The sequence below is a fragment of the Selenomonas ruminantium subsp. lactilytica TAM6421 genome (genome assembly GCF_000284095.1).
Taxonomy (GTDB): domain Bacteria; phylum Bacillota; class Negativicutes; order Selenomonadales; family Selenomonadaceae; genus Selenomonas_A; species Selenomonas_A lactilytica.
The window spans coordinates 694,432-714,025 of record NC_017068.1; the positions used below are offsets into that span (position 1 = coordinate 694,432).

Here is a 19,594-nt window from a genome sequence, read left to right on the forward strand (position 1 = left end):
AGTGCGAAAGGAAAATGACCATGCAGAACAAGAATATCCGCAATTTCTCGATCATTGCCCATATCGACCACGGCAAATCCACCATTGCGGACCGCTTGATAGAATATACCGGTACGCTGACCCAGCGGGAAATGGAAGCCCAGGTTCTCGACAATATGGACCTGGAGCGGGAACGCGGCATCACCATCAAGGCCCAGACCGTGCGTTTGGATTATAAAGGCAAGGACGGGGAGATGTATCAGCTCAACCTCATCGACACCCCGGGGCATGTGGACTTCACCTATGAGGTTTCCCGCAGTTTGGCGGCCTGCGAAGGGGCGCTCCTTGTCGTGGATGCGGCGCAGGGCGTAGAGGCCCAGACTCTGGCCAATGTATATATGGCCCTTGAAAATGATCTGGAAATCGTGCCGGTCATCAATAAGATTGACCTGCCCAGCGCAGATCCCGACCGCGTGAAGGAAGAGATCGAGAACTCCATCGGCCTCGATGCCACGGATGCGGTTTTGGCTTCAGCTAAGACAGGCATTGGTATCGAAGAGATTCTCGATGCCATCGTCGAACGGATTCCGGCACCGGAAGGAGACGAGAATGCCCCCCTGCAGGCATTGATCTTTGACTCCTTCTTTGACTCCTACAAAGGCGTTATCGCCCATGTGCGCGTCAAGCAGGGGAAAATCAAGAAGGGCATGCGCCTCAAGATGATGGCCACGGGCAAGACCTTTGAAGTCACGGATGTGGGCTGCTTCAAGCCCCAGCCCGTGGATGTGGGCGAGCTCAATATGGGCGAGGTTGGCTTTGTAGCCGGCTCCCTGAAGGATGTCCGGGATGTGCGGGTGGGTGATACCATCACCTTTGCTGATAAGCCGGCGGCAGAGCCCTTGCCCGGCTACCGTGGCGTGACGCCGATGGTTTACTGCGGTCTCTATCCTGTGGAAAGCTCCGATTATGACAATCTCAAGGACGCGCTGGAAAAGATGCAGATCAACGATGCGGCTTTAGTCTTCGAGCCGGAAACCTCCGTGGCATTGGGCTTTGGCTTCCGCTGCGGTTTCCTGGGACTTCTGCATATGGATGTCATCCAGGAGCGTCTGGAACGCGAGTATCACCTGAAACTCATCACCACGGCACCTTCCGTTATCTACCATGTGTTCAAGACGGACGGTTCGGTGCTCAATGTCAGCAATCCGGCGGAACTGCCGCCCCAGACGGAAATCGAGCATATCGAGGAACCTTTTGTCAAGGCCACGGTGATTGTGCCCAATGATTTCGTGGGCGCAGTCATGGAGATTTCCCAGGACAAGCGTGGCGTGTTCAAGAACATGGATTATCTCGACACCAATCGGGTTATGATCACCTATCATATCCCCCTCAATGAGATTATCTTTGACTATTTTGACCGTTTGAAATCCGCCACCAAGGGCTATGCTTCGCTGGACTATGAACTGGCGGATTATCAGGAGTCCAAGCTCGTGAAGGTGGACATCCTGCTGAATGGCGATCCCGTGGATGCCCTGTCCACCATCGTGCACAAAGACAGAGCCCAGAGCCGCGGCCGTCAGCTGGCGTCCAAGCTCAAGGAGATCATCCCGCAGCAGATGTTCGAGATTCCCATCCAGGCAGCCATCGGTTCCAAGGTCATCGCCCGCGAGAACGTCCGGGCACGGCGCAAGGACGTTTTGGCCAAGTGCTATGGCGGCGATATCTCCCGTAAGCGCAAGCTCCTGGAAAAACAGAAGGAAGGCAAGAAGCGCATGAAGGCAGTAGGTTCGGTGGAAGTACCGCAGGAAGCCTTTATGGCCATCTTGAAGATAGACTAAAGGAAGATTGTTATGCAATGGGGAGTTTATATCCATATTCCCTTTTGCCGGCAGAAATGCTTCTATTGTGACTTTCCCTCCTATGCGGGCAGGGAAAATCTTATGGCAAGCTATACGGAAGCCCTGTGTCAGCAGATTGAGATACAGGGCTTTTCTTATCGGCAAAAGTGGGGCAGGCCTGCCACCGTCTATATCGGTGGGGGCACGCCGACGGCCCTGCCTGAAGAAAATATGGCACAGATCTTAAAAGCGGTTGCGGCATATATTGGCATGGGCATAGAAGAATTCACGGTGGAATGCAATCCCGGCACGGTGGATGCGGAATATCTGCAGCTGCTTAGGGCACATGGCGTCAATCGACTGAGCTTTGGCGTGCAGAGCTTCAACGACAGGCTGCTGCGGCGGATTGGCCGCATCCATACCGGTGCTGAGGCTGTGGAGGCCGTGAAGCAGGCGCAGGCCGCGGGCTTTGAGAATATCAGTTTGGATCTGATATACGGCCTGCCGGAGCAGGAGATGGCGGATCTGCAGGTCAGTGTCCGGCAGGCGCTGGCTCTGGATATCCAGCATATTTCCATCTATGGCCTGCAGGTGGAAGAAGGTACGGTCTTTGCCCGGCAGCAGGAGCTGGGAAAGTTGGCGCTGCCTGCCGAGGAAGAAGCCGAGGCCATGTATGATTACATGACGGAGGTTTTGCCTCAATACGGCTATCGGCGCTACGAGGTGTCCAATTTTGCCCAGGCGGGATTGGAAAGCCGTCATAACCGCAGCTATTGGCATGATGTGCCTTACTTAGGTCTGGGGGCGGCGGCCCATTCCTATCTGGAGGGGAAACGTTATGCTGCTGTGGTGGATATCCAAGGTTATATTGCCGGCATCAAGGCGGGAACAGAGATTTGGCAGTTGGAAGAAGAACCTACCTGCCAGCACGCTATGGAAGAATTTGCCTTTTTGGCTTTGCGGACAGCAGAAGGGCTTTCGGCGCAGGCCTTTGCGGAAAAATTTCAGGTTTCCTTGCAGTCTGTTTACGGTGAAGTGATGGAAAAGCTGGCCCGTCAGGGGCTGCTGTTGGTAGAGGAAGCGGGCTGCCGCCTGACGGAGAAGGGCTTCAAATATGGCAATGTGGCTTTTGCAGAATTTATATTGGATTGATTTGTCTATCGACAAAATTTGAACAAAAGCGTTATAATGGGAAGGTATTCGGGAATTTGTGGAATGAAAATAGATTTGGGGGCGCTGTATGGTGAAGAGTAAGGAGCTTACCAAGATAATCGGTGTCTTGGTGGGAATAGCGGTGTTAGGCGGCATTGTGGGGGCTGCCTGGCTGGCGAAGGTCAAAGCGACGGAACAGGGAGAAACGGCGGCGGTGGAGGAACCGGGCGTAGAATCGCCGGCTTATACGCTGGCCAAAGGGGATTACAGCAATCTGACCTATGATAACATCCATTTGGATAAACCGGTTTATGACCGTTATACGGTAAAGCAACGGCAGGAAAAAGGACTGCCGACCATGCTGCCGGCGTTGCCTCATTATACGGCAGAAAAGGTGGCCTACCTGACCTTTGATGATGGTCCGGACGATAAGAATACGCCGGCGATTTTGGACATCTTGAAGAATTATGGTGTCCATGGCACTTTTTATGTTCTAGGCGGCATGGTGGAGAAGCATCCGGATGTGTTGAAGCGGATCTTTGCGGAAGGTCATGCCATTGGCAATCATAGCTATGACCATGACTATCATAATCTCTATGCCAACAAGGAAAGCTTTATCGCGGAGATGGAGCATACCGATGACATCATCATGAATACCATCGGGGTGCGTCCCTTCATTATTCGCGCACCTGGCGGTACCGTGGGCATGTTTGCGGCAGATTATTACGATGCGTTGAATCTTCTGGGCTATGTGGAGCATGACTGGAATGTGCTGACGGAGGATGCCACGCCGAAACGGCCGAATGCTTATCAGCAGATTCATTATGTGGACCGCAGGACTCAGGGGCATTTAAAGGATAATATGGCGCTGATCCTTATGCACTGCAATGGAGGCAAAGAGGAGACCGTCAACGCTCTGCCGGGAATCATCGAACAGCTGGCGGCCAAAGGTTATCGTTTTGGTGTAGTGACGCCGATCACGCCGCAGCCTTGGTGATTATGATTTTGGTAATTCATTATGACAAGGAAGGATCAGCATTCCGTGACTTTTAAACGGGTTCTTACGTTTTTGTGCGTGATGGCCATATTGGAGGCAGGCGGTATCGTGTCTGCGGCCTTATGGATGCATCATGGTGACGGATCGTTGGCTGCGCAGGCTGCGGCCACACTTTCCGGCGAAATGAAAAACAACATACGTACTGACCGGGCAGCTGACGAAGAGGACTTAAACGCCAATACGGCTCGTATTATCGGGGACAGCAAGAATCAGATGTCAGTCTATTTCCTGCGTCCTGACCGGGAGATAGAGCCTTTCCTTTACAATCAGAGGCAGATGTCTCCGGCCAGCATCATCAAGCTCTTCGTCATGGCCAAGACCATGCAGGATATCCATGATGGCAAGCTTTCCCTGGATGACAGGATCACGATCAGAAAGAATGATGTGGTGGGCGGTGCCGGTGTCACTACCTGGTATGATATCGGCCAGCAGCGCACGATCCGGCAGCTTTTGACCGTGATGATCACCGACAGTGACAACACAGCCACCAATATCCTGATTGACAAGCTGGGCATGAAGGAAATCAACCGTTATATCGCCCAGTCCGGCTACAGTGATACGATGCTGGCCCATAAGATGATGCTGAGTAACGGCGGGCGGAAGAATTTGTCCTCCGTCAGAGATCTGGGGCATCTGCTGACGAAATTATATTATCATCAATTGGTCGGCCCTGAGGAAGACGAGTTCATGCTGACAATCCTGAAACAGCAGCATGACAAGGAATGTCTGGGGTCGGCTCTGACTGGTTATACCGTGGCCCATAAAACCGGCGAAGTCACCGGTGTCTATGCTGATGGCGGTATCTTTTTCGGGGCGCAGGAGGACTTTATCCTGGTCATCCTCAACAACGGCAATGAAGGCCGTGTCGATACCATCGAGCGGATGCAAAAATTAGCCCAATATTATGCGGGGACAACGAATAATTGAGTCACAACATAGAATAAGGCTGGCAGCACATCACATGCTGCCAGCCTTATTCTTATGTTTGTCTGCCGGTTTACTGTTGCTCGCGTTTCTTTGCCAGCCACCGGGATTCCTGTTCTTTTTTCCGCATGACCACTCTGTCCTTGTAGATATCTTCAATCACGAGTTTGCAGATCACGATGAAGGGAACGGCCAGGAACATGCCGGCAGCGCCCAGCAGTTCTCCACCCAGCACGATGCCCAGGATGATGGCAATGGGATGCAGGTTCAGGGATTTGCCAATCAGGGTGGGATAGACGAAATTGTGATTGACCTGGGTGAGGAGAAGGTAAAAGCCTGCTGTCTGCAGGGCCACCAGGGAATCTACGGTAGCCGTCAGCAGTGTACCAAAGGCCGAAGCCACTGTAGGCCCCAGCACTGGGATGAATTCGCAGATACCCGAAACCACGGCGAATACCGAAGCATAGGGCAGATTGCGTATGGTGAAATAGAGAAAGACGATTACGGCGGTGATACAGCAGATGACCAATTGGCTGCAGATGTAGATGCGCAGGGAACCCAGGATGCGATTGAAAAGTTCCAACACCCGGCTGTAATCCCTCTTGGGAAAGAGGCCGGCCAGATATTTTTTGATCTGTTCCCCATCTTTCAGCAGGTAGAAGGTCACAAACAGGATGATGACCAGATCGATGGCCTTGTTGAAAAGGGAGAGCAATAAGGTCAGGGAAGACTTCAGCGCCTCCACACTGGCTTCTTTCATTTCAGACCAGATGTCATCGAGCTGTCCTTGCAGAAACTCGGAATCGTGGAGCCAGGAGAGATTCTGCAGCTGTTCGGTCAATTGGGGAAAGTCCGTGACAAAGCGGCTGAAGGTAGGGATAAAGCTCTTGGATACCAATGCCAGCAGCAACAGTCCCAGGCTGATGAAGCCCAGCAGCACCAAGCCGGCTGCCAGGGAACGGGGGAGTTTGCCTGACAGTTTGTCCACTACAGGCAGGAGCAGCAGCTGCAACAATAGGGAAATGAAAATGATAAAAGCCAGCTGCGGCATGAACCAAAAGGTGGACAGCAGCACCGTAAAGCTTACGGCCAAAAGAATCGAGGTGCGATATTTTTTGATGGCCAAGGGATTTCTCCTTTTACTTGATCTTATTCAGGCGTTCGGCAAGGGTTTGGGCGCTTTCGTCGCCGTCGGTGCAGGTGATGATGGGCTGCTGCCCCAGCATTACCGTATTGCCGTTGGTATAGGCAGCCCGGGTGTTATGACCGTTATGGTAAGCGGCCGCCAGATTGCCCATGACGAAGTAAGAGCGTTCCTTGGCACTCATGCCGCCAGCTGCAGCTGGGGTGCAGAAGACCGCCGTGTTGACTTTGATCACACCGTCTTTGTTAGTCACATGGCCGTTGCTGTACTGGTTGAGCTTCTTGGCATAGGCATCCCGGCGGTCATCATTGGCAGGATGATCGGACATGAATTTCTGAAACTCGGAAGGATGGCCCTGAGACTTATCCATGACGCGCTGCCAGACAGCGGCACAGGCACCGGGGTTGTAGCCGGCGTGGGTGATGTAGTCAAAGGCCAGGGCATCGGCTTCCCGTTCCATGGGTTTGGTGATATGGCGGTTGTTTACTACGGTGGCCATGACCTGGCCAACCTGAGACCCGGTGGCGGCACCGAGAATCTGTACATTCAGGGCGCGGCGGGCACCTTTGGCCGGATGGTCTTTCTGGCCATGGCCTAATTCATGGGCCAGCACCACGGCGATTTCATCCTCATTATGCAATACATTGTAAAGACCGGTATTGACGCTGAGGTTGTGTCCCAGGGTGCAGAAGGCATTGAAGCTCTTCTGATTGTTGATGAAGTAATTATAGGGCTTTTTGTAAATGGAAGGATCGACGGCACCGATACCCCTGGTAAGATTGGTCATGATGCGGTTCAGCTGGTTGTTGAGATAGCTGTCGTAATTGACACCGTACTGTTTTTTCATCTGCGCCAGCATTTCCTGACGGCCCTGCTCGGTGTCGTTGTATTTGTGCAGCGTGCTGTTCAGCTGGCTGTGGGCTGCCGCGCCGCCAATCACCGCACCGGCTATATTCTCAGCCCAGCCGGCTTCCGCTGCCGGCGACTGAGCCATGCCGAAGCTCAGGGGAAAGGATAGACAGAGGGCCGTGAGTCCGGTGATTACTTTGCGTTTTAACTGTTTGTCATTCATGATAAGAAAAACCTCCTGTTGCATCCGTAAAGATTCTATTCTAACATCTATTATAGCGAAAAAATACAGCATTGTGTTGATATTTTCAGATTTTTAATTGAAATATAAGAAAAGTCATTTTGCACGTTATGGGGAGGAGCGAAAAGGCCTTAACTTTTGTCCGGATCGGACGATAATATTAGTGGAGATTGTCAGAGCAAGGAAGGACTGCTATGATAGATAGGGATTACAAGGAGGTAGCAAAATGCGTGAAAAAGAATGGCGCACCTGCCGGCTCATGATCAACGGGTTGGCCCATAAGGTGCAGTATAATCAGGCCACCATTGATAATCTGTTCCTGCCTTTTTTACGGCGGATGAGCAAGATGCAGGCAAAATTGGGACGGCGCATGATTGTGTTTCTGGCGGCACCGCCGGGAGTAGGCAAGTCCACGCTGGCTCTGTTTTTGGAGCGGCTGTCCAATACCGATGAGGAGCTTGTGCCGGTACAGGCCCTGGGGCTGGATGGATTCCATTATCCTAACAAGTATCTGACCACCCATAGCATCGAGCGGGGAGGGCAGCTTATTCCCCTGAGCTCCATCAAGGGCAGTCCGGAAACCTTTGCCGTGGACAAATTGATCGGCAAGCTCACCGATGTGCGCAAGGAAAATGTGCGCTGGCCGGTCTATGACCGCACCATCCATGATGTGCTGGAGGAAATGATCACGGTAAAAAGGCCGATTGTCATCCTGGAAGGCAATTGGCTGCTGCTGGGGGAGGATCACTGGCAGAATGTGCGTTCTTTTGCCGATTACAGTCTGTTCATCAGTGCGGAGCCGCAGGATCTCAAGGAGCGCCTGATCCGCCGCAAGATGGCGGGGGGCAGTACCATGGAAGCGGCAAAGAAATTCTATCAGAAGAGCGACAAGCTCAATGTGGAACGCTGCCTCAAGAAATCCTGGCCGGCTAATGAAACCTGGCAGATGCTCTACGATGGCGATTATCAGCTCAAGGGAAAAATCATTCCCACCCGCATGGTAGACAGGGATGCCCTCTGGAAAAAGCCCGATGTGCAGCTGAATAATTCCCTGCTGGGGGGACTCAATAACCGCCATGCTGAACAGGGAATCAAGCCGCCGCTTTATGACGAAGGCTATGTACAGGGTATGGAAGCTGCCCGCAAGGCAATCCTTAGGAAGCTTTACGAGAATGGAACCATGAGCAGCAAGGCCATTCTGGATACCTTCCAGGTGACCGCAGAAGAACTCAAGGAAATCATGAAATAGCAAAAAGCAAAATGACCGGTCAGTTGACCGGTCATCATCATTTCACCTTGCTGGAGAAGAGATACACGAGAATCGTCAGCACGATGCCGCCGATACCCCATTCCACGCCTTTTTCCACGAAGGCATAGATGGTGGCGCCAAGGCAGAAGAGCACTGCCAAAAGCGTCTGTTTGGCGTTTTCCTTGCGGTAAGCAAAGGTCTTGTAATCCACGCCGGTGAGTTTCTGGAAGCATTCCGGGCAGATGATGCGCTGCTCGCCAGCTTCATTCTTATTGACAAGTGCCTCTTTTTCCGGCAGATCCCGGCCGCACTCCGAACATTTCAACATATGATTACCCCCAAAAAATCCTCAAAGACAAATACCTTTCTATTTTACTTCATTTCTGCCGATTTGACTACAGATTTCTTGACACTTATGGGGAAAAACATTAAAATAGTAGGGTATAGTCAATGAACTATCGAAACAAATAAATAATGCATGAACGCAAATAAGCAAGAAGGGGGTGAGTATTATCGTTATCGAAGTAGTAGCGGTAATAATCGCAGCAATCATCGGTGCCGGTGTTGGTTATACGGCGCGCAAGCGTACCGCCGAAGCCCAGATCGGTTCCGCTGAAGAAGAAGCAAAACGCATTGTAGCGGATGCAGAAGAAAAAGGCGAAACGAAGAAAAAGGAAGCCCTGCTCGAGGCGAAGGAGGAAATCCATCGTCAGCGTCAGGAGCTCGATCGCGAGACGAAAGAACGTCGCAGCGAGCTTCAGCGCCAGGAACGCCGCGTAGTACAGAAAGAAGAAAATCTTGACCGCAAGCTGGATTCTCTGGAGAAGAAGGAAGAGGGCCTTTCCCGCAAGGAAGCCCGCATCGACAAAACCCAGCAGGCGATTGATGAGATGCACGAAAAGCAGAAGACGGAACTGGAACGCATTTCCAGCCTGACTGCTGAGGAAGCAAGGGTAATGCTCATGGCTGAAGCCGAAGAAGAGCTGAAGCATGAAAAGGCCATGAAGATCAAGGAGTATGAGCAGCAGATCAAAGATGAATCGGACAAGAAGGCCCGGGATATTCTGAGCCAGGCCATTCAGCGCTGTGCTGCTGATCATGTGGCAGAAACCACGGTATCCGTGGTGGCCCTGCCCAACGACGAGATGAAAGGCCGCATCATCGGCCGCGAGGGCCGCAATATCCGCACGCTGGAAACGCTGACGGGCATTGACCTCATCATCGACGATACGCCGGAAGCCGTTATCCTGTCGGGCTTCGATCCCGTACGCCGGGAAACGGCCCGCATCGCTTTGGAAAAGCTGATCCAGGATGGCCGTATTCATCCGGCCCGCATCGAAGAGATGGTGGAGAAAGCCAAACGGGAAGTGGATATGCGCATCAAGGAAGCCGGTGAGCAGGCAACCTTTGATACCGGTGTCCATGGTATCCATCCGGAGCTTATCAAGCTCCTGGGCCGTCTGCGCTATCGCACGAGTTACGGCCAGAACGTGCTGAACCATTCCATCGAGGTTTCTCATCTGGCTGGCGTCATGGCTTCGGAATTGGGCTGTGATGTAACGCTGGCTAAGCGTGGTGGCCTGCTGCATGATATCGGCAAGGCCATCGACCACGAAGTGGAAGGCAGTCACACCACGATTGGTGCTGACATTGCCCGGAAGTTCCGGGAGTCCAAGGATGTAATCAACTGCATCGCCGCCCATCATGGTGATGTAGAAGCCACCAGCGTAGAAGCTGTGCTGGTAGCCGCCGCCGATGCTGTATCGGCAGCTCGTCCGGGTGCTCGTCGTGAGAGCCTGGAATCCTATCTGAAACGCTTGAAGAGTCTGGAAGAGATCGCTGAATCCTATGAAGGCGTTGAGCGTTGCTTTGTTATTCAGGCCGGCCGCGAAATCCGCGTCATGGTGAAACCGGATAAGGTTGACGACACGGAAGCTGTAGCGCTGGCTCATAACATCGTGAAAAAAATCGAGGAAGAACTGGAATATCCTGGCCAGATCAAGGCCACGATCATCCGGGAAACCCGCGTTGTGGATTATGCAAAATAAGGTGCGTGTAAGCGCATAAGTGAGGAGGGTGCAGGCGATGAGCCTTGCGCCCTCTCTTACACTTATGGAGAGGATACAATTATGTTTGGATTTAACCTGAATGGCAAAAATACCGGCCGTAAGGAAATGAGTACCGGTGTACAGCTTCTGGCCTCGATGCTGGTATGTTATCCGGAACTCTATGCCGTGGCTTACGATCCCAAAGAGACGGAAATCACGTTGGATTTTGTGGTGGAGGCGAAGATCGGCCGGGAGGAAATGGAGGAATTTGCCAGCCTCGTGGACAAGAGCGTGCAGACTTACCATGATCTGCATGGTGGCGGCCCGGTGTGGCTGGCCATCGATGCCGATGTGAATGGCAAGCTCATGACGGTTCATGTGCGGCGGCAGCTGGTTTCCATGCTGCGGGGTGAGCTCAACCTGCTGACGGAATTGTTCCATGAGAAATTCGGTGAGGCCCTGCAGATCGATGTGCATACCCTGGATGCGCTGGAGCCGGAGTTTTCGACGATGCAGAGCAATCTGCTGGATCAGATGTTCGATCTGGCGCAGTCCAGCCGCATCAAGGAGCGCATGATCGGCATGCGGGATAAGGATAAGGTTGTAGTCTACAACCGTTGAGAGGAGTAAATTATGCGTGTAATGCTGGTTGGCGATGTGGTGGGCAAACCAGGGCGTAAGGCGTTTCAGAAATACACCCCCCAGCTCAAAGCCGAAAAGAATATCGATGTGGTGATCGTCAACGGAGAAAACTCTGCCGGCGGCAAGGGGTATACCCGCAAGTCACTGGATGGCCTGTATCATGGTGGGGCGGATATCATCACCTCGGGAAACCATGTCTGGGACAAGAAGGATGTGCTGGAATTCATCGATCAGGAACCCTTCCTGATCCGGCCGGCCAACTATCCGGAAGGAGCACCGGGCAAAGGATATTGCGTCTATCCCTTCAAGGCGAAGAATATCGGCGTGGTCAATCTCTCGGGCCGGGCCTTTATGCCGGATATGGACTGCCCCTTTCAGAAAATCGAGGAAATCCTGCGGGAACTGCAGCGGGAGTGCGATATCATTTTCCTGGATTTCCATGCGGAGACCACTTCGGAGAAGATGGCCATGGGCTGGTACCTGGATGGTCGGGTAAATGCGGTGGTGGGCACCCATACCCATATCCAGACAGCCGATGACCGCATCCTGCCGGAAGGCACGGCATACATCACGGACCTTGGCATGGTGGGGCCCTGGAATTCCATCCTCGGGGTGAAGACGGAAATCATCCTGCAGAAGTTCACTACCTGCCTGCCCTGCCGTTTCGACCTGGAAGAAAGTGGGCCCATGGTGTACTCGGCCCTGATTGTGGACATCGATGATGCCACGAACAGGACGGTTGGTGTCGAGCGGATATTGATCAAAGAGTAAAAAGCAGAAGACCGAAAGATTTTCAGAAGAATTTTCCCTGAGGCAGGATTTTTTCCGCCTATGCAGAATACTAAGTTAGTATCAGTTAGATATGTCATAGGAAAAATCTAGAACATTGTTGCAGTTTTGTTGCAAGAGAGGACGTGTGCGAATCATGGAAATCTTGAAGGTATCTGCGAAATCGAATCCGAATTCAGTGGCAGGAGCTTTGGCTGGTGTGCTTCGGGAGCATTCCAGTGCGGAAATGCAGGCCATTGGTGCTGGAGCTCTTAATCAGGCGGTGAAGGCTGTAGCCATCGCCCGGGGCTTTGTGGCACCGCACGGCATTGACCTGATCTGCATTCCGGCTTTTACCGATATCAATATCGAGGGTGAAGAGCGCACTGCTATCAAACTTATCGTTGAACCGCGCTAAAAGAGTCCGCGCTGATTCGGCATAGGAGTGACAATACATGGCAAGTGATTTGCACATGCACACAACATACTCCGATGGAAAACTTACGCCGGAGGAACTTGTGGCAGCGGCAAAAGCTGCCGGTCTCAAATACATAGCCATAACCGATCATGATACGGTGGACGGTGTCAGCTATCTGTATGAGAACGGAGGATACCCTACGCGGGGGATTCATGTGATTCCGGGAATTGAGTTCAGTGCTCATCATCCGGTGCATGAAATTCATATCTTGGGCTTTAATGTGGATATTTACTATCCTGATCTGATTGATAAATTGAACGATGTGACGGAAGCGCGCTGGACGCGGTTCAGTGATATGGTGGCGAAATTGCAGGAACTTGGTTATCCCATAACCGAGGGCGAGGTGCTTACTCTGGCCGGGGCCAGCAAATCCATCAGCCGTTCCCATATTGCCCGGGTGCTGGTCAGAAAAGGCTGTTTTTCTTCCGTGAAGGAGGCTTTTGCGGCTGTGCTGCAAAAGGGAAAACCGGCCTATGTGCCGCATTACCATTTGGAAGTGGAAGAAATCATTCAGCTGGTCAAGGCTGCCGGTGGTACGCCGGTGCTGGCTCATCCCAAATTGGTGGGGGACGATGAGCTGGTGCGGGATTTGTGCCAGCGGGGCATTGAGGGGCTGGAGGTTTTCTATCCCCAGCATGATGCCGAGGATACGGCCCGCTATTATACGATGGCCAAGGAGTTTAACCTTCTGCCTTCAGGCGGTTCAGATTTTCATGGTTATCCCACGCGCTATCCGGCAGAGGTGGGAGTCTTTACCATTGAAGACAAGTGGGCGGAAGCCTTTTACCGTCCCTTGGGGAAGTTCAATAATTAGTCAGGAGTGCTGATATGGATGTGATTGCTTTAGTCGGGCCCAGTGGTACCGGCAAAAGCCACCATGCGCTGATTGTGGCGCATAAACATAAGGCGGACGCCATTATCGATGACGGAATCCTGATTAAGGACGGCAAGATAGTAGGCGGTCATTCCGCGAAAAAAGAACCGAGCAAGATCATGGCTGTACGGCGGGCAATTTTTGTGCTGCCGGGACATGCTGAAGAGGTGCAGGCGGCCATCAAGGAGGCTAAACCGCACCGTATCCTGATTCTGGGCACTTCGGAGAATATGGTGTTCAAGATTGCCAAGGCGCTGCATCTGCCGCAGATTGCCAAGATCATCCACATCGAGGATGTGGCTACCAAGCAGGAGATGGCGGCGGCGCAGTACCATCGGCTGAAGGAAGGCAAGCATATCATTCCGGTGCCTACCATCGAGCTCAAGCCGCATTTTTCCGGTTATCTGGTGGACCCGTTGCAGACCTTGTTTAAGCGGTCATCCACTAAGCGGCGTCGTTTGGGCGAAAAGTCCATTGTGCGGCCGGTGTTCAGTTATTATGGCAAGCTCAGCATCGACGATTCGGCAGTCAAGTCCATCGTGCAGGTGGTGCTGAAGAAATTTGAGGCCATCACGAAGGTGGATGGCCTGCAGGTCAAGCATCTGATGCGGGGCGAGGAGGATTTGGGCCTCAAGATTGTCTGCGGCGTGGTGCTGACCTATGGCAACCATATTCCCACGCTGCTGGGGCAGGCACAGAAAGATGTGCGGGATGCGGTGGAGTATATGACGGGCATGATCGTGCATGAGGTCAATATTCAGGTAAAAACACTATATGTAAAAGCATGATGGTTTACATCGTGGTGGTAAGACGCCCGGTGGCCGACAATTACTTTTCTTCGCTTTGACAAAAAGCGCCAAACGCTACGAAAAGCAATCGCCAGCCACCGGGCTTTTGCGTAATTACCGCAGGGAGTTTATGGTTACCAGCAATAGGGCCAGCGCCTGGCCTGCCAGCGCGCCCCAGGCGGGGAGGAAGGGGAGGCCGAAGGGATAGAGAGCACCGGCGGACAGGGGCAGGATTACGGCGAAGGTGATCAGGGAAATAAGTTTGTTCTGGTTGATGCGGCTCAGGGTGGCTTGGCCGATTTCCCGCAGGACGGCAAAGTCCCAGAGCAGCCCGCTGCGCAGGAAGATGGCCTGAGGATTTTCCTGCTGGGCGGGTGGCAGGCCGGTTTCATTATCCAGTGGGTGTCTGGCCGGGGCCAGCTCGATAACGGCGTCAACGGCTTTGCCCAGTTCATCGGGAACCTTGCCGCGTTCCACGATGGCCACACCGGTGCCGCGGGCTTTCAGGAGCTGGAGCTCCCGGAGCTTGCCTTCCAGCGTCAGCTGGCCATGGACGGAATCAAGGCCGGCTTTTTGGCCGATGGCTTCAGCCGTGCGTTTGTTCTCCCGCGTGAGCATCACAGTACGGATGTGCTGGCGCTGCAGCTTGTGGATGGCGGTCAGCGTGTTATTATCCAAAGCATCGTCTACGGCGATGATGCCCCGGCAGTATTTGCCGTTGGCCACAAAGATGGTGCTATGGCCTCTTTGGGCCAGCTGGTCGTTTTTGGTGAGGAGATCAGCGCTGATATCAATGCCTTCCTTCTTGAGCCAGAACAGGCTGCCCACCCGCAGGGAATTGCGTCCCACGATGGCTTCCACGCCGCCGCCGGGGACTTCGGTGAAGGTGCTGGCTTCGAGGAGCTGGACGCCCCGCTGGCTGGCTGTTTCATAGATGGCCTTGCCTAAAGGATGGGTGGCTTCCTTTTCAGCAGAAGCCGCCAGAGCCAGTAAGGTGTTCTGGCTGACACCGGCGGGATAGAGGCTGGCCACATAGGGATGACCTTCGGTCACAATGCCGTGACGCCCCAGGATCAGGGTGTCGATATTGCCGATATCGGCCAGCTGGCTGCTGTGCTGGAGGATGATATCGTTTTTCTTTGCCTGCCGGGCACCACGGGTAAAGGGCAGGATCTTTCCCAGCATATAGGAGAGCGGCAGGGCGGCAATAAGCGTGGCTGCTGCTGCATTTATGACCAGCAGGTCATCAATACCCTGGCTATGCCAATAATAGCCGATGCCGCCAGCCAGGATAAGCGCTAGTACGAATAGATAAAGACTTGTCATATGTTTTTTCATGATAATCCCTCGCTTCTCCATTGATATTCGGCATAAATAAGGATTTTTCCTTTTTCATGTAGGAATTGCAGCTGCCTGTGGAAAATATTATTATTGAAATGCAGGTTTTTTTTTTTTTTTCGCGAATATAATTGTTGATTGAAAATTCGGGAATGAGGAAGAGAGCAGGGATAAGGGGGCAGGGCGTATATGTATTATTGCCTGATTGATTTTTTGGCTCTGTTGATACTGCTGATAACCAATCATGATGTGCTGTTCACCCGGGGAAATGCAGAGGCGGAAGGTCCGCAGAGGAGTTACCGTCATTTTTTGTATGTGGTCATCCTCTACTATATCACGGATCTGCTTTGGGCCTGGCTATATGATATTTCTGAACTGGATTGGTTGTATGTAGATACTGAGGTGTATTTTATCGTTATGGCAGTCGGGGTGCTGCTTTGGTTGTATTATGTTGTAATCTATCTGGGGATAAAGGGAGGATTCAGGAAATTCCTGACGTACACGGGACTGGTTCTGCTCATTGTAGTGGTAATCAGTACGCTGGTGAACCGCTGGTGCCCCGTGATGTTCTATTTTGATGCGGAAGGAATCTATCATGCGGGAATAGCCCGTGATATGATCTTTGTCTATCAGGTCATCATGCTGATGGTGATTTCCCTGTACACCCTTGTTTTTGTCTCTACGACTACGGAAAAGCAGCGCAAGCGTCATTTGGCAATCGGCCTGTCCGGTCTGACCATGATGGTGTTCATTGCGGTGCAGGTATTCTTCCCCACGTATCCCCTCTATGCCATCAGCTATATGCTGGGCTCCTGCCTGTTGCGGACTTTCGTCATTGAGAATGAGCGGGAAGAATATCGCAGCAATCTGGAAATCGCCCTGGAACGGGAAAAGGAACAGTTCCTGGAGCTGAAGTCAGCATGGGGGCTTGCCTATACGGATTCCCTTACCGGCGTCAAGAGCAAGCTGGCCTATGCGGAAAAGACGGAGCTGATTGACAAGCAGATTGAGCGGGGAAGTGTAGAGGAACTGGCTATTGCCGTCTTTGATGTCAATAATCTGAAATGGGTGAATGATAATCTTGGTCATGATGTTGGCGATGAATTCATCCGCCAGGCGTGCAGCCTGATCTGTACGATATTCAAGAAAAGCCCCGTATACCGTGTGGGCGGCGATGAATTCGTGGCCATCCTGGAACGGGAGGACTATCATAACAGGGCGGCGCTGCTGCAGGCATTCAATCAGGAGGTTGAGAAAAATCAGCGAAATGATGCCGTGGTGATTGCAGTGGGAATGGCAGAGTATAAGCCTATGCAGGACAACAGTTATAAAAAAATCTTTGAACGCGCTGATGTGCGGATGTACAAGCGGAAGCGTGAGTTGAAAGCCGATTCCTTCCCGGCTTTCGATGATTCATGACTATAGGCAAAGATGCCATTTTTGACCGGTCAAATTTTGCGTTGACCGGTCATTTTATGGTAAAATATAAGCTAGTTTATTTTATGGAGGAAAATTCCTGATGATACAGATGCGGGAGGTCAGCAAGACCTATGATACAGGCGTGGTGGCCCTGAACCACGTCAATGTGGATATCAAGAAGGGCGAGTTTGTCTTTGTAGTGGGGCCCAGTGGCGCGGGCAAGTCCACCTTTATCAAGATGCTGTTCCGGGAGGAACTGCCTACGGAAGGAAAACTGCTGGTGAATGGCCATGATGTGGTGGCCATGGATCGTTCAGAGGTTCCTTATCTGCGCCGTGAGCTGGGCGTTATCTTCCAGGATTACCGCCTGCTGCCGGATAAGACGGTGTTTGAGAATGTGGCCTTTGCCATGCAGGTTATCGAGGCGCCGCGCCGCACCATGCAGAGAAGTGTCAATTCCGTGTTGGATGTGGTAGGCCTCAGGGATAAGTACCGCAGCTTTCCCTCCCAGCTATCGGGCGGCGAGCAGCAGCGTGTAGCCATCGCCCGGGCCATTGTCAACAATCCTTCCATCGTGATTGCAGACGAACCCACAGGTAACCTCGATCCGGAAACCAGCTGGGATATCATGGATATCTTCCGGCGTATCAACAAGGCCGGGACGACCATCGTCATGGCTACTCACGACCGCAATATCGTAGATACCATGAAAAAGCGGGTTATCGCCATTGAAGACGGCCGCATTGTGCGCGACCAGCAGCGGGGAGGTTATGGCTATGAAGCTTAGGACTGGTGAATATTTCATCCAGGAAGTGCTCCGTTCCCTGCGGCGCAATAACTGGATGTCCTTTGCCTCCATCGGCACGGTGGCTGTGTCCCTGTTTGTGCTGGGGGTATTTCTGATTCTTGTGCTCAATATGAACCGCATGGCTTCCACTTTGGAATCCCAGGTACAGATCAGCGTCTATCTGCAGGATGATATGAAAAAGCAGGCGCGGATCGATCTGCAAAGCGATATTGAAAAGATGCAGGGCATCGATACCGTTAAATACGTGGATAAGGATGAGGCCAAGGAGCGCCTCTCCGAGCGTCTGGGGGACCAAAAGTATCTGCTGGATGCTCTGGGGGACAAGAATCCTTTGCCGGATGCCTTTGAGGTGACGGTAAAGACACCGGAAATGGTGGAGACCGCAGCCAAGGCCATCGAGCGCATGGATGGGGTGGAATCGGCCAAGTATGGGCAGGATGTGGTGGAGCATCTTTTTGATATCACCCGGCTTATGCGTATTTTCGGCCTGGTGCTGATGCTGCTTCTGGCTGGTGCCACCATCTTCATCATTTCCAATACCATCCGCTTGACGGTGTTTGCCCGGCGCAAGGAGATTGCCATCATGAAATATGTGGGGGCTACTGACTGGTTCATCCGTTGGCCTTTCCTGATGGAAGGCATCGTGCTGGGCTGTATCGGCGGTATTTTGTCGGCTATCGCCCTGCGCAGCTTCTATGCGGCTATGGCGGCGAAAATCTACAGTACGCTGGCCTTTTTCCCCTTGATGCCCCAGTATCCCTTTATGAATTATGTGACGGTGGGGATCGTCCTTTCTGGCATGGTGATCGGTGCCATCGGCTCGGCGTTCTCGTTGAAGCGTTTCCTTGAGGTTTGACGTTATGAAAAATTGGCAGAAGATAACAGCGGCCACCCTTTCGGTGGTGCTGACGGCTTCCACAGCGTATGCTTCACTGGAAGATGACAAGGCCGGTTATGACAAGAAGGCCGAGGAACTCAAGGGCAGGAGTGCTGCCTTGCAGTCGAAGATCGAGTCCCTGTCCGAAGAAAAGCGGCAGATTGATGAAGAGGCCGATGCGGCTATAGCCCAGCACAAGGAATTGAAGGCAGCGCTGGATGAAACCGTGGAGCGCATGGATAAGAACGAAAGCCGCCTCAAGGAAGTGGAAGCGGACTACGATAAAAAGAGTACGAAGCTGGGCAAGCGGGTGCGGGATATCTATGTGAACGGTCAGATTTCCTACCTGGATGTGCTCTTCGGGGCCAAGGATTTTTCCGACCTGATGACGCGCATGGATCTTTTGAAAAAGGTCATCAAGCAGGATTATGACCTCGTGCATCTGGTGCTGGACGAAAAGGAAGAAATCGAGACCACCCAGAAGAGCCTGGAAAAAGACCGCAAGGCCCGGGCAGAACAGGAACTCAAGGCCCGGCAGGCCCGGGAAATCATGGAGGAGAAGGTCCGGAAACGCAAGGCCATCATCGATCAGATGAAGAGTGATAAGGCTACTGTTGACCGGCAGTACGATGAAATGCTGGCTGCTTCCAAACAGATTGAGGATATGCTGCGGCGCAGCAGCATGGCCAACCTGCCGGCGCCTGTCGGCGGCGGGGGGGGCAATGGCTCCATGATCTGGCCGGTGGGCGGTACGATCACCTCGGAATATGGCTGGCGCACCCATCCTATCACGGGGACGCGGAAATACCATAGCGGTATCGATATCGGTGCAGATTACGGCACGCCCATTGCGGCAGCCTCCTCTGGCACCGTGGAATATGCAGGCTGGATTTCCGGCTATGGCAATACGGTCATCATCAACCATGGCGGCGGCATCACCACCCTCTATGGTCATAATCAGTCCCTGGCGGTGTCGGTGGGGCAGAGCGTAAGTCAGGGGCAGACCATTGCTTACTGCGGTTCTACGGGCAATTCTACCGGCCCGCACTGCCATTTCGAGGTGCGTCAGAACGGTTCACCGGTCAGCCCCCATGGTTATCTTTGATCGTTTCGATAGAAGG

19 protein-coding genes are annotated in these 19,594 nt (G+C 52.8%); 15 read left to right on the forward strand and 4 right to left on the reverse strand.

The window, feature by feature from the left end:
* Positions 1 to 20: 20 nt before the first annotated feature.
* The 4 genes from lepA (at position 21) to SELR_RS03290 (ending at position 4,953) form a co-directional block, all read left to right on the forward strand.
* Complete coding sequence (gene lepA / locus SELR_RS03275) at positions 21 to 1,817, forward strand: translation elongation factor 4 (protein WP_041914535.1); 1,797 nt, start codon at positions 21 to 23, stop codon at positions 1,815 to 1,817.
* A 12-nt stretch (positions 1,818 to 1,829) separates the two neighbouring features.
* Complete coding sequence (hemW, locus tag SELR_RS03280; RefSeq protein ID WP_014423778.1) at positions 1,830 to 2,969, forward strand: radical SAM family heme chaperone HemW; 1,140 nt, start codon at positions 1,830 to 1,832, stop codon at positions 2,967 to 2,969.
* An 88-nt stretch (positions 2,970 to 3,057) separates the two neighbouring features.
* A complete protein-coding gene (locus SELR_RS03285) occupies positions 3,058 to 3,966 on the forward strand; it encodes a polysaccharide deacetylase family protein (protein WP_014423779.1) in 909 nt (302 codons plus the stop codon).
* Positions 3,967 to 4,011: 45 nt separating this feature from the next.
* Positions 4,012 to 4,953: a serine hydrolase gene (locus SELR_RS03290; protein ID WP_014423780.1), complete on the forward strand. Its 942-nt coding sequence runs from the start codon at positions 4,012 to 4,014 to the stop codon at positions 4,951 to 4,953.
* Positions 4,954 to 5,023: 70 nt separating this feature from the next.
* On the opposite strand, the gene SELR_RS03295 is transcribed toward SELR_RS03290, so the two are convergent.
* Positions 5,024 to 6,076 carry an AI-2E family transporter gene (locus tag SELR_RS03295; protein ID WP_014423781.1) on the reverse strand — a complete coding sequence of 351 codons (1,053 nt, stop codon included), beginning with the start codon at positions 6,074 to 6,076 and terminating at the stop codon, positions 5,024 to 5,026.
* Between the two features lie 13 nt (positions 6,077 to 6,089).
* Positions 6,090 to 7,166 (reverse strand): M48 family metallopeptidase, encoded by a 1,077-nt coding sequence (locus SELR_RS03300; protein ID WP_014423782.1) that lies wholly within the window; start codon positions 7,164 to 7,166, stop codon positions 6,090 to 6,092.
* 244 nt (positions 7,167 to 7,410) lie between these two features.
* Between SELR_RS03300 and SELR_RS03305 the strand changes: the two genes are divergently transcribed.
* A complete protein-coding gene (locus tag SELR_RS03305) occupies positions 7,411 to 8,433 on the forward strand; it encodes a nucleoside/nucleotide kinase family protein (protein ID WP_014423783.1) in 1,023 nt (340 codons plus the stop codon).
* A gap of 37 nt (positions 8,434 to 8,470) precedes the next feature.
* Here the strand turns inward: SELR_RS03305 and SELR_RS03310 are convergent, their stop codons facing one another.
* Positions 8,471 to 8,761 (reverse strand): hypothetical protein, encoded by a 291-nt coding sequence (locus SELR_RS03310; protein WP_014423784.1) that lies wholly within the window; start codon positions 8,759 to 8,761, stop codon positions 8,471 to 8,473.
* A 175-nt stretch (positions 8,762 to 8,936) separates the two neighbouring features.
* On the opposite strand from SELR_RS03310, the gene rny reads away from it, so the two are divergent.
* The 6 genes from rny to SELR_RS03340 all read left to right on the forward strand — a co-directional run bounded on the left by rny (position 8,937) and on the right by SELR_RS03340 (position 14,031).
* Positions 8,937 to 10,481: a ribonuclease Y gene (gene rny, locus SELR_RS03315; protein WP_014423785.1), complete on the forward strand. Its 1,545-nt coding sequence runs from the start codon at positions 8,937 to 8,939 to the stop codon at positions 10,479 to 10,481.
* Positions 10,482 to 10,562: 81 nt separating this feature from the next.
* On the forward strand, positions 10,563 to 11,102 hold the full coding sequence (locus tag SELR_RS03320) for a hypothetical protein (protein ID WP_014423786.1): 540 nt from the start codon (positions 10,563 to 10,565) through the stop codon (positions 11,100 to 11,102).
* Positions 11,103 to 11,114: 12 nt separating this feature from the next.
* Positions 11,115 to 11,894: a TIGR00282 family metallophosphoesterase gene (locus tag SELR_RS03325; RefSeq protein ID WP_014423787.1), complete on the forward strand. Its 780-nt coding sequence runs from the start codon at positions 11,115 to 11,117 to the stop codon at positions 11,892 to 11,894.
* A gap of 154 nt (positions 11,895 to 12,048) precedes the next feature.
* Positions 12,049 to 12,309 carry a stage V sporulation protein S gene (locus SELR_RS03330; RefSeq protein WP_014423788.1) on the forward strand — a complete coding sequence of 87 codons (261 nt, stop codon included), beginning with the start codon at positions 12,049 to 12,051 and terminating at the stop codon, positions 12,307 to 12,309.
* Positions 12,310 to 12,346: 37 nt separating this feature from the next.
* On the forward strand, positions 12,347 to 13,183 hold the full coding sequence (locus SELR_RS03335; protein WP_014423789.1) for a PHP domain-containing protein: 837 nt from the start codon (positions 12,347 to 12,349) through the stop codon (positions 13,181 to 13,183).
* Between the two features lie 14 nt (positions 13,184 to 13,197).
* Complete coding sequence (locus SELR_RS03340; protein WP_014423790.1) at positions 13,198 to 14,031, forward strand: Asp23/Gls24 family envelope stress response protein; 834 nt, start codon at positions 13,198 to 13,200, stop codon at positions 14,029 to 14,031.
* Between the two features lie 114 nt (positions 14,032 to 14,145).
* Here the strand turns inward: SELR_RS03340 and SELR_RS03345 are convergent, their stop codons facing one another.
* Positions 14,146 to 15,369 (reverse strand): HAD family hydrolase, encoded by a 1,224-nt coding sequence (locus SELR_RS03345; RefSeq protein WP_014423791.1) that lies wholly within the window; start codon positions 15,367 to 15,369, stop codon positions 14,146 to 14,148.
* Between the two features lie 189 nt (positions 15,370 to 15,558).
* Between SELR_RS03345 and SELR_RS17585 the strand changes: the two genes are divergently transcribed.
* The 4 genes from SELR_RS17585 (at position 15,559) to SELR_RS03365 (ending at position 19,578) form a co-directional block, all read left to right on the forward strand.
* Positions 15,559 to 16,788 (forward strand): GGDEF domain-containing protein, encoded by a 1,230-nt coding sequence (locus SELR_RS17585; RefSeq protein WP_014423792.1) that lies wholly within the window; start codon positions 15,559 to 15,561, stop codon positions 16,786 to 16,788.
* A gap of 100 nt (positions 16,789 to 16,888) precedes the next feature.
* Positions 16,889 to 17,575, forward strand: coding sequence for a cell division ATP-binding protein FtsE (gene ftsE / locus SELR_RS03355; protein ID WP_014423793.1), 687 nt, complete (start codon positions 16,889 to 16,891; stop codon positions 17,573 to 17,575).
* Complete coding sequence (gene ftsX, locus SELR_RS03360) at positions 17,565 to 18,452, forward strand: permease-like cell division protein FtsX (RefSeq protein ID WP_014423794.1); 888 nt, start codon at positions 17,565 to 17,567, stop codon at positions 18,450 to 18,452. The genes ftsE and ftsX overlap by 11 nt, the downstream gene beginning before the upstream one ends.
* 4 nt (positions 18,453 to 18,456) lie before the next feature.
* The gene (locus SELR_RS03365; protein ID WP_014423795.1) at positions 18,457 to 19,578 is read left to right on the forward strand and encodes a murein hydrolase activator EnvC family protein; all 1,122 of its coding nucleotides are present in this window, start codon (positions 18,457 to 18,459) and stop codon (positions 19,576 to 19,578) included.
* Positions 19,579 to 19,594: the final 16 nt, after the last annotated feature.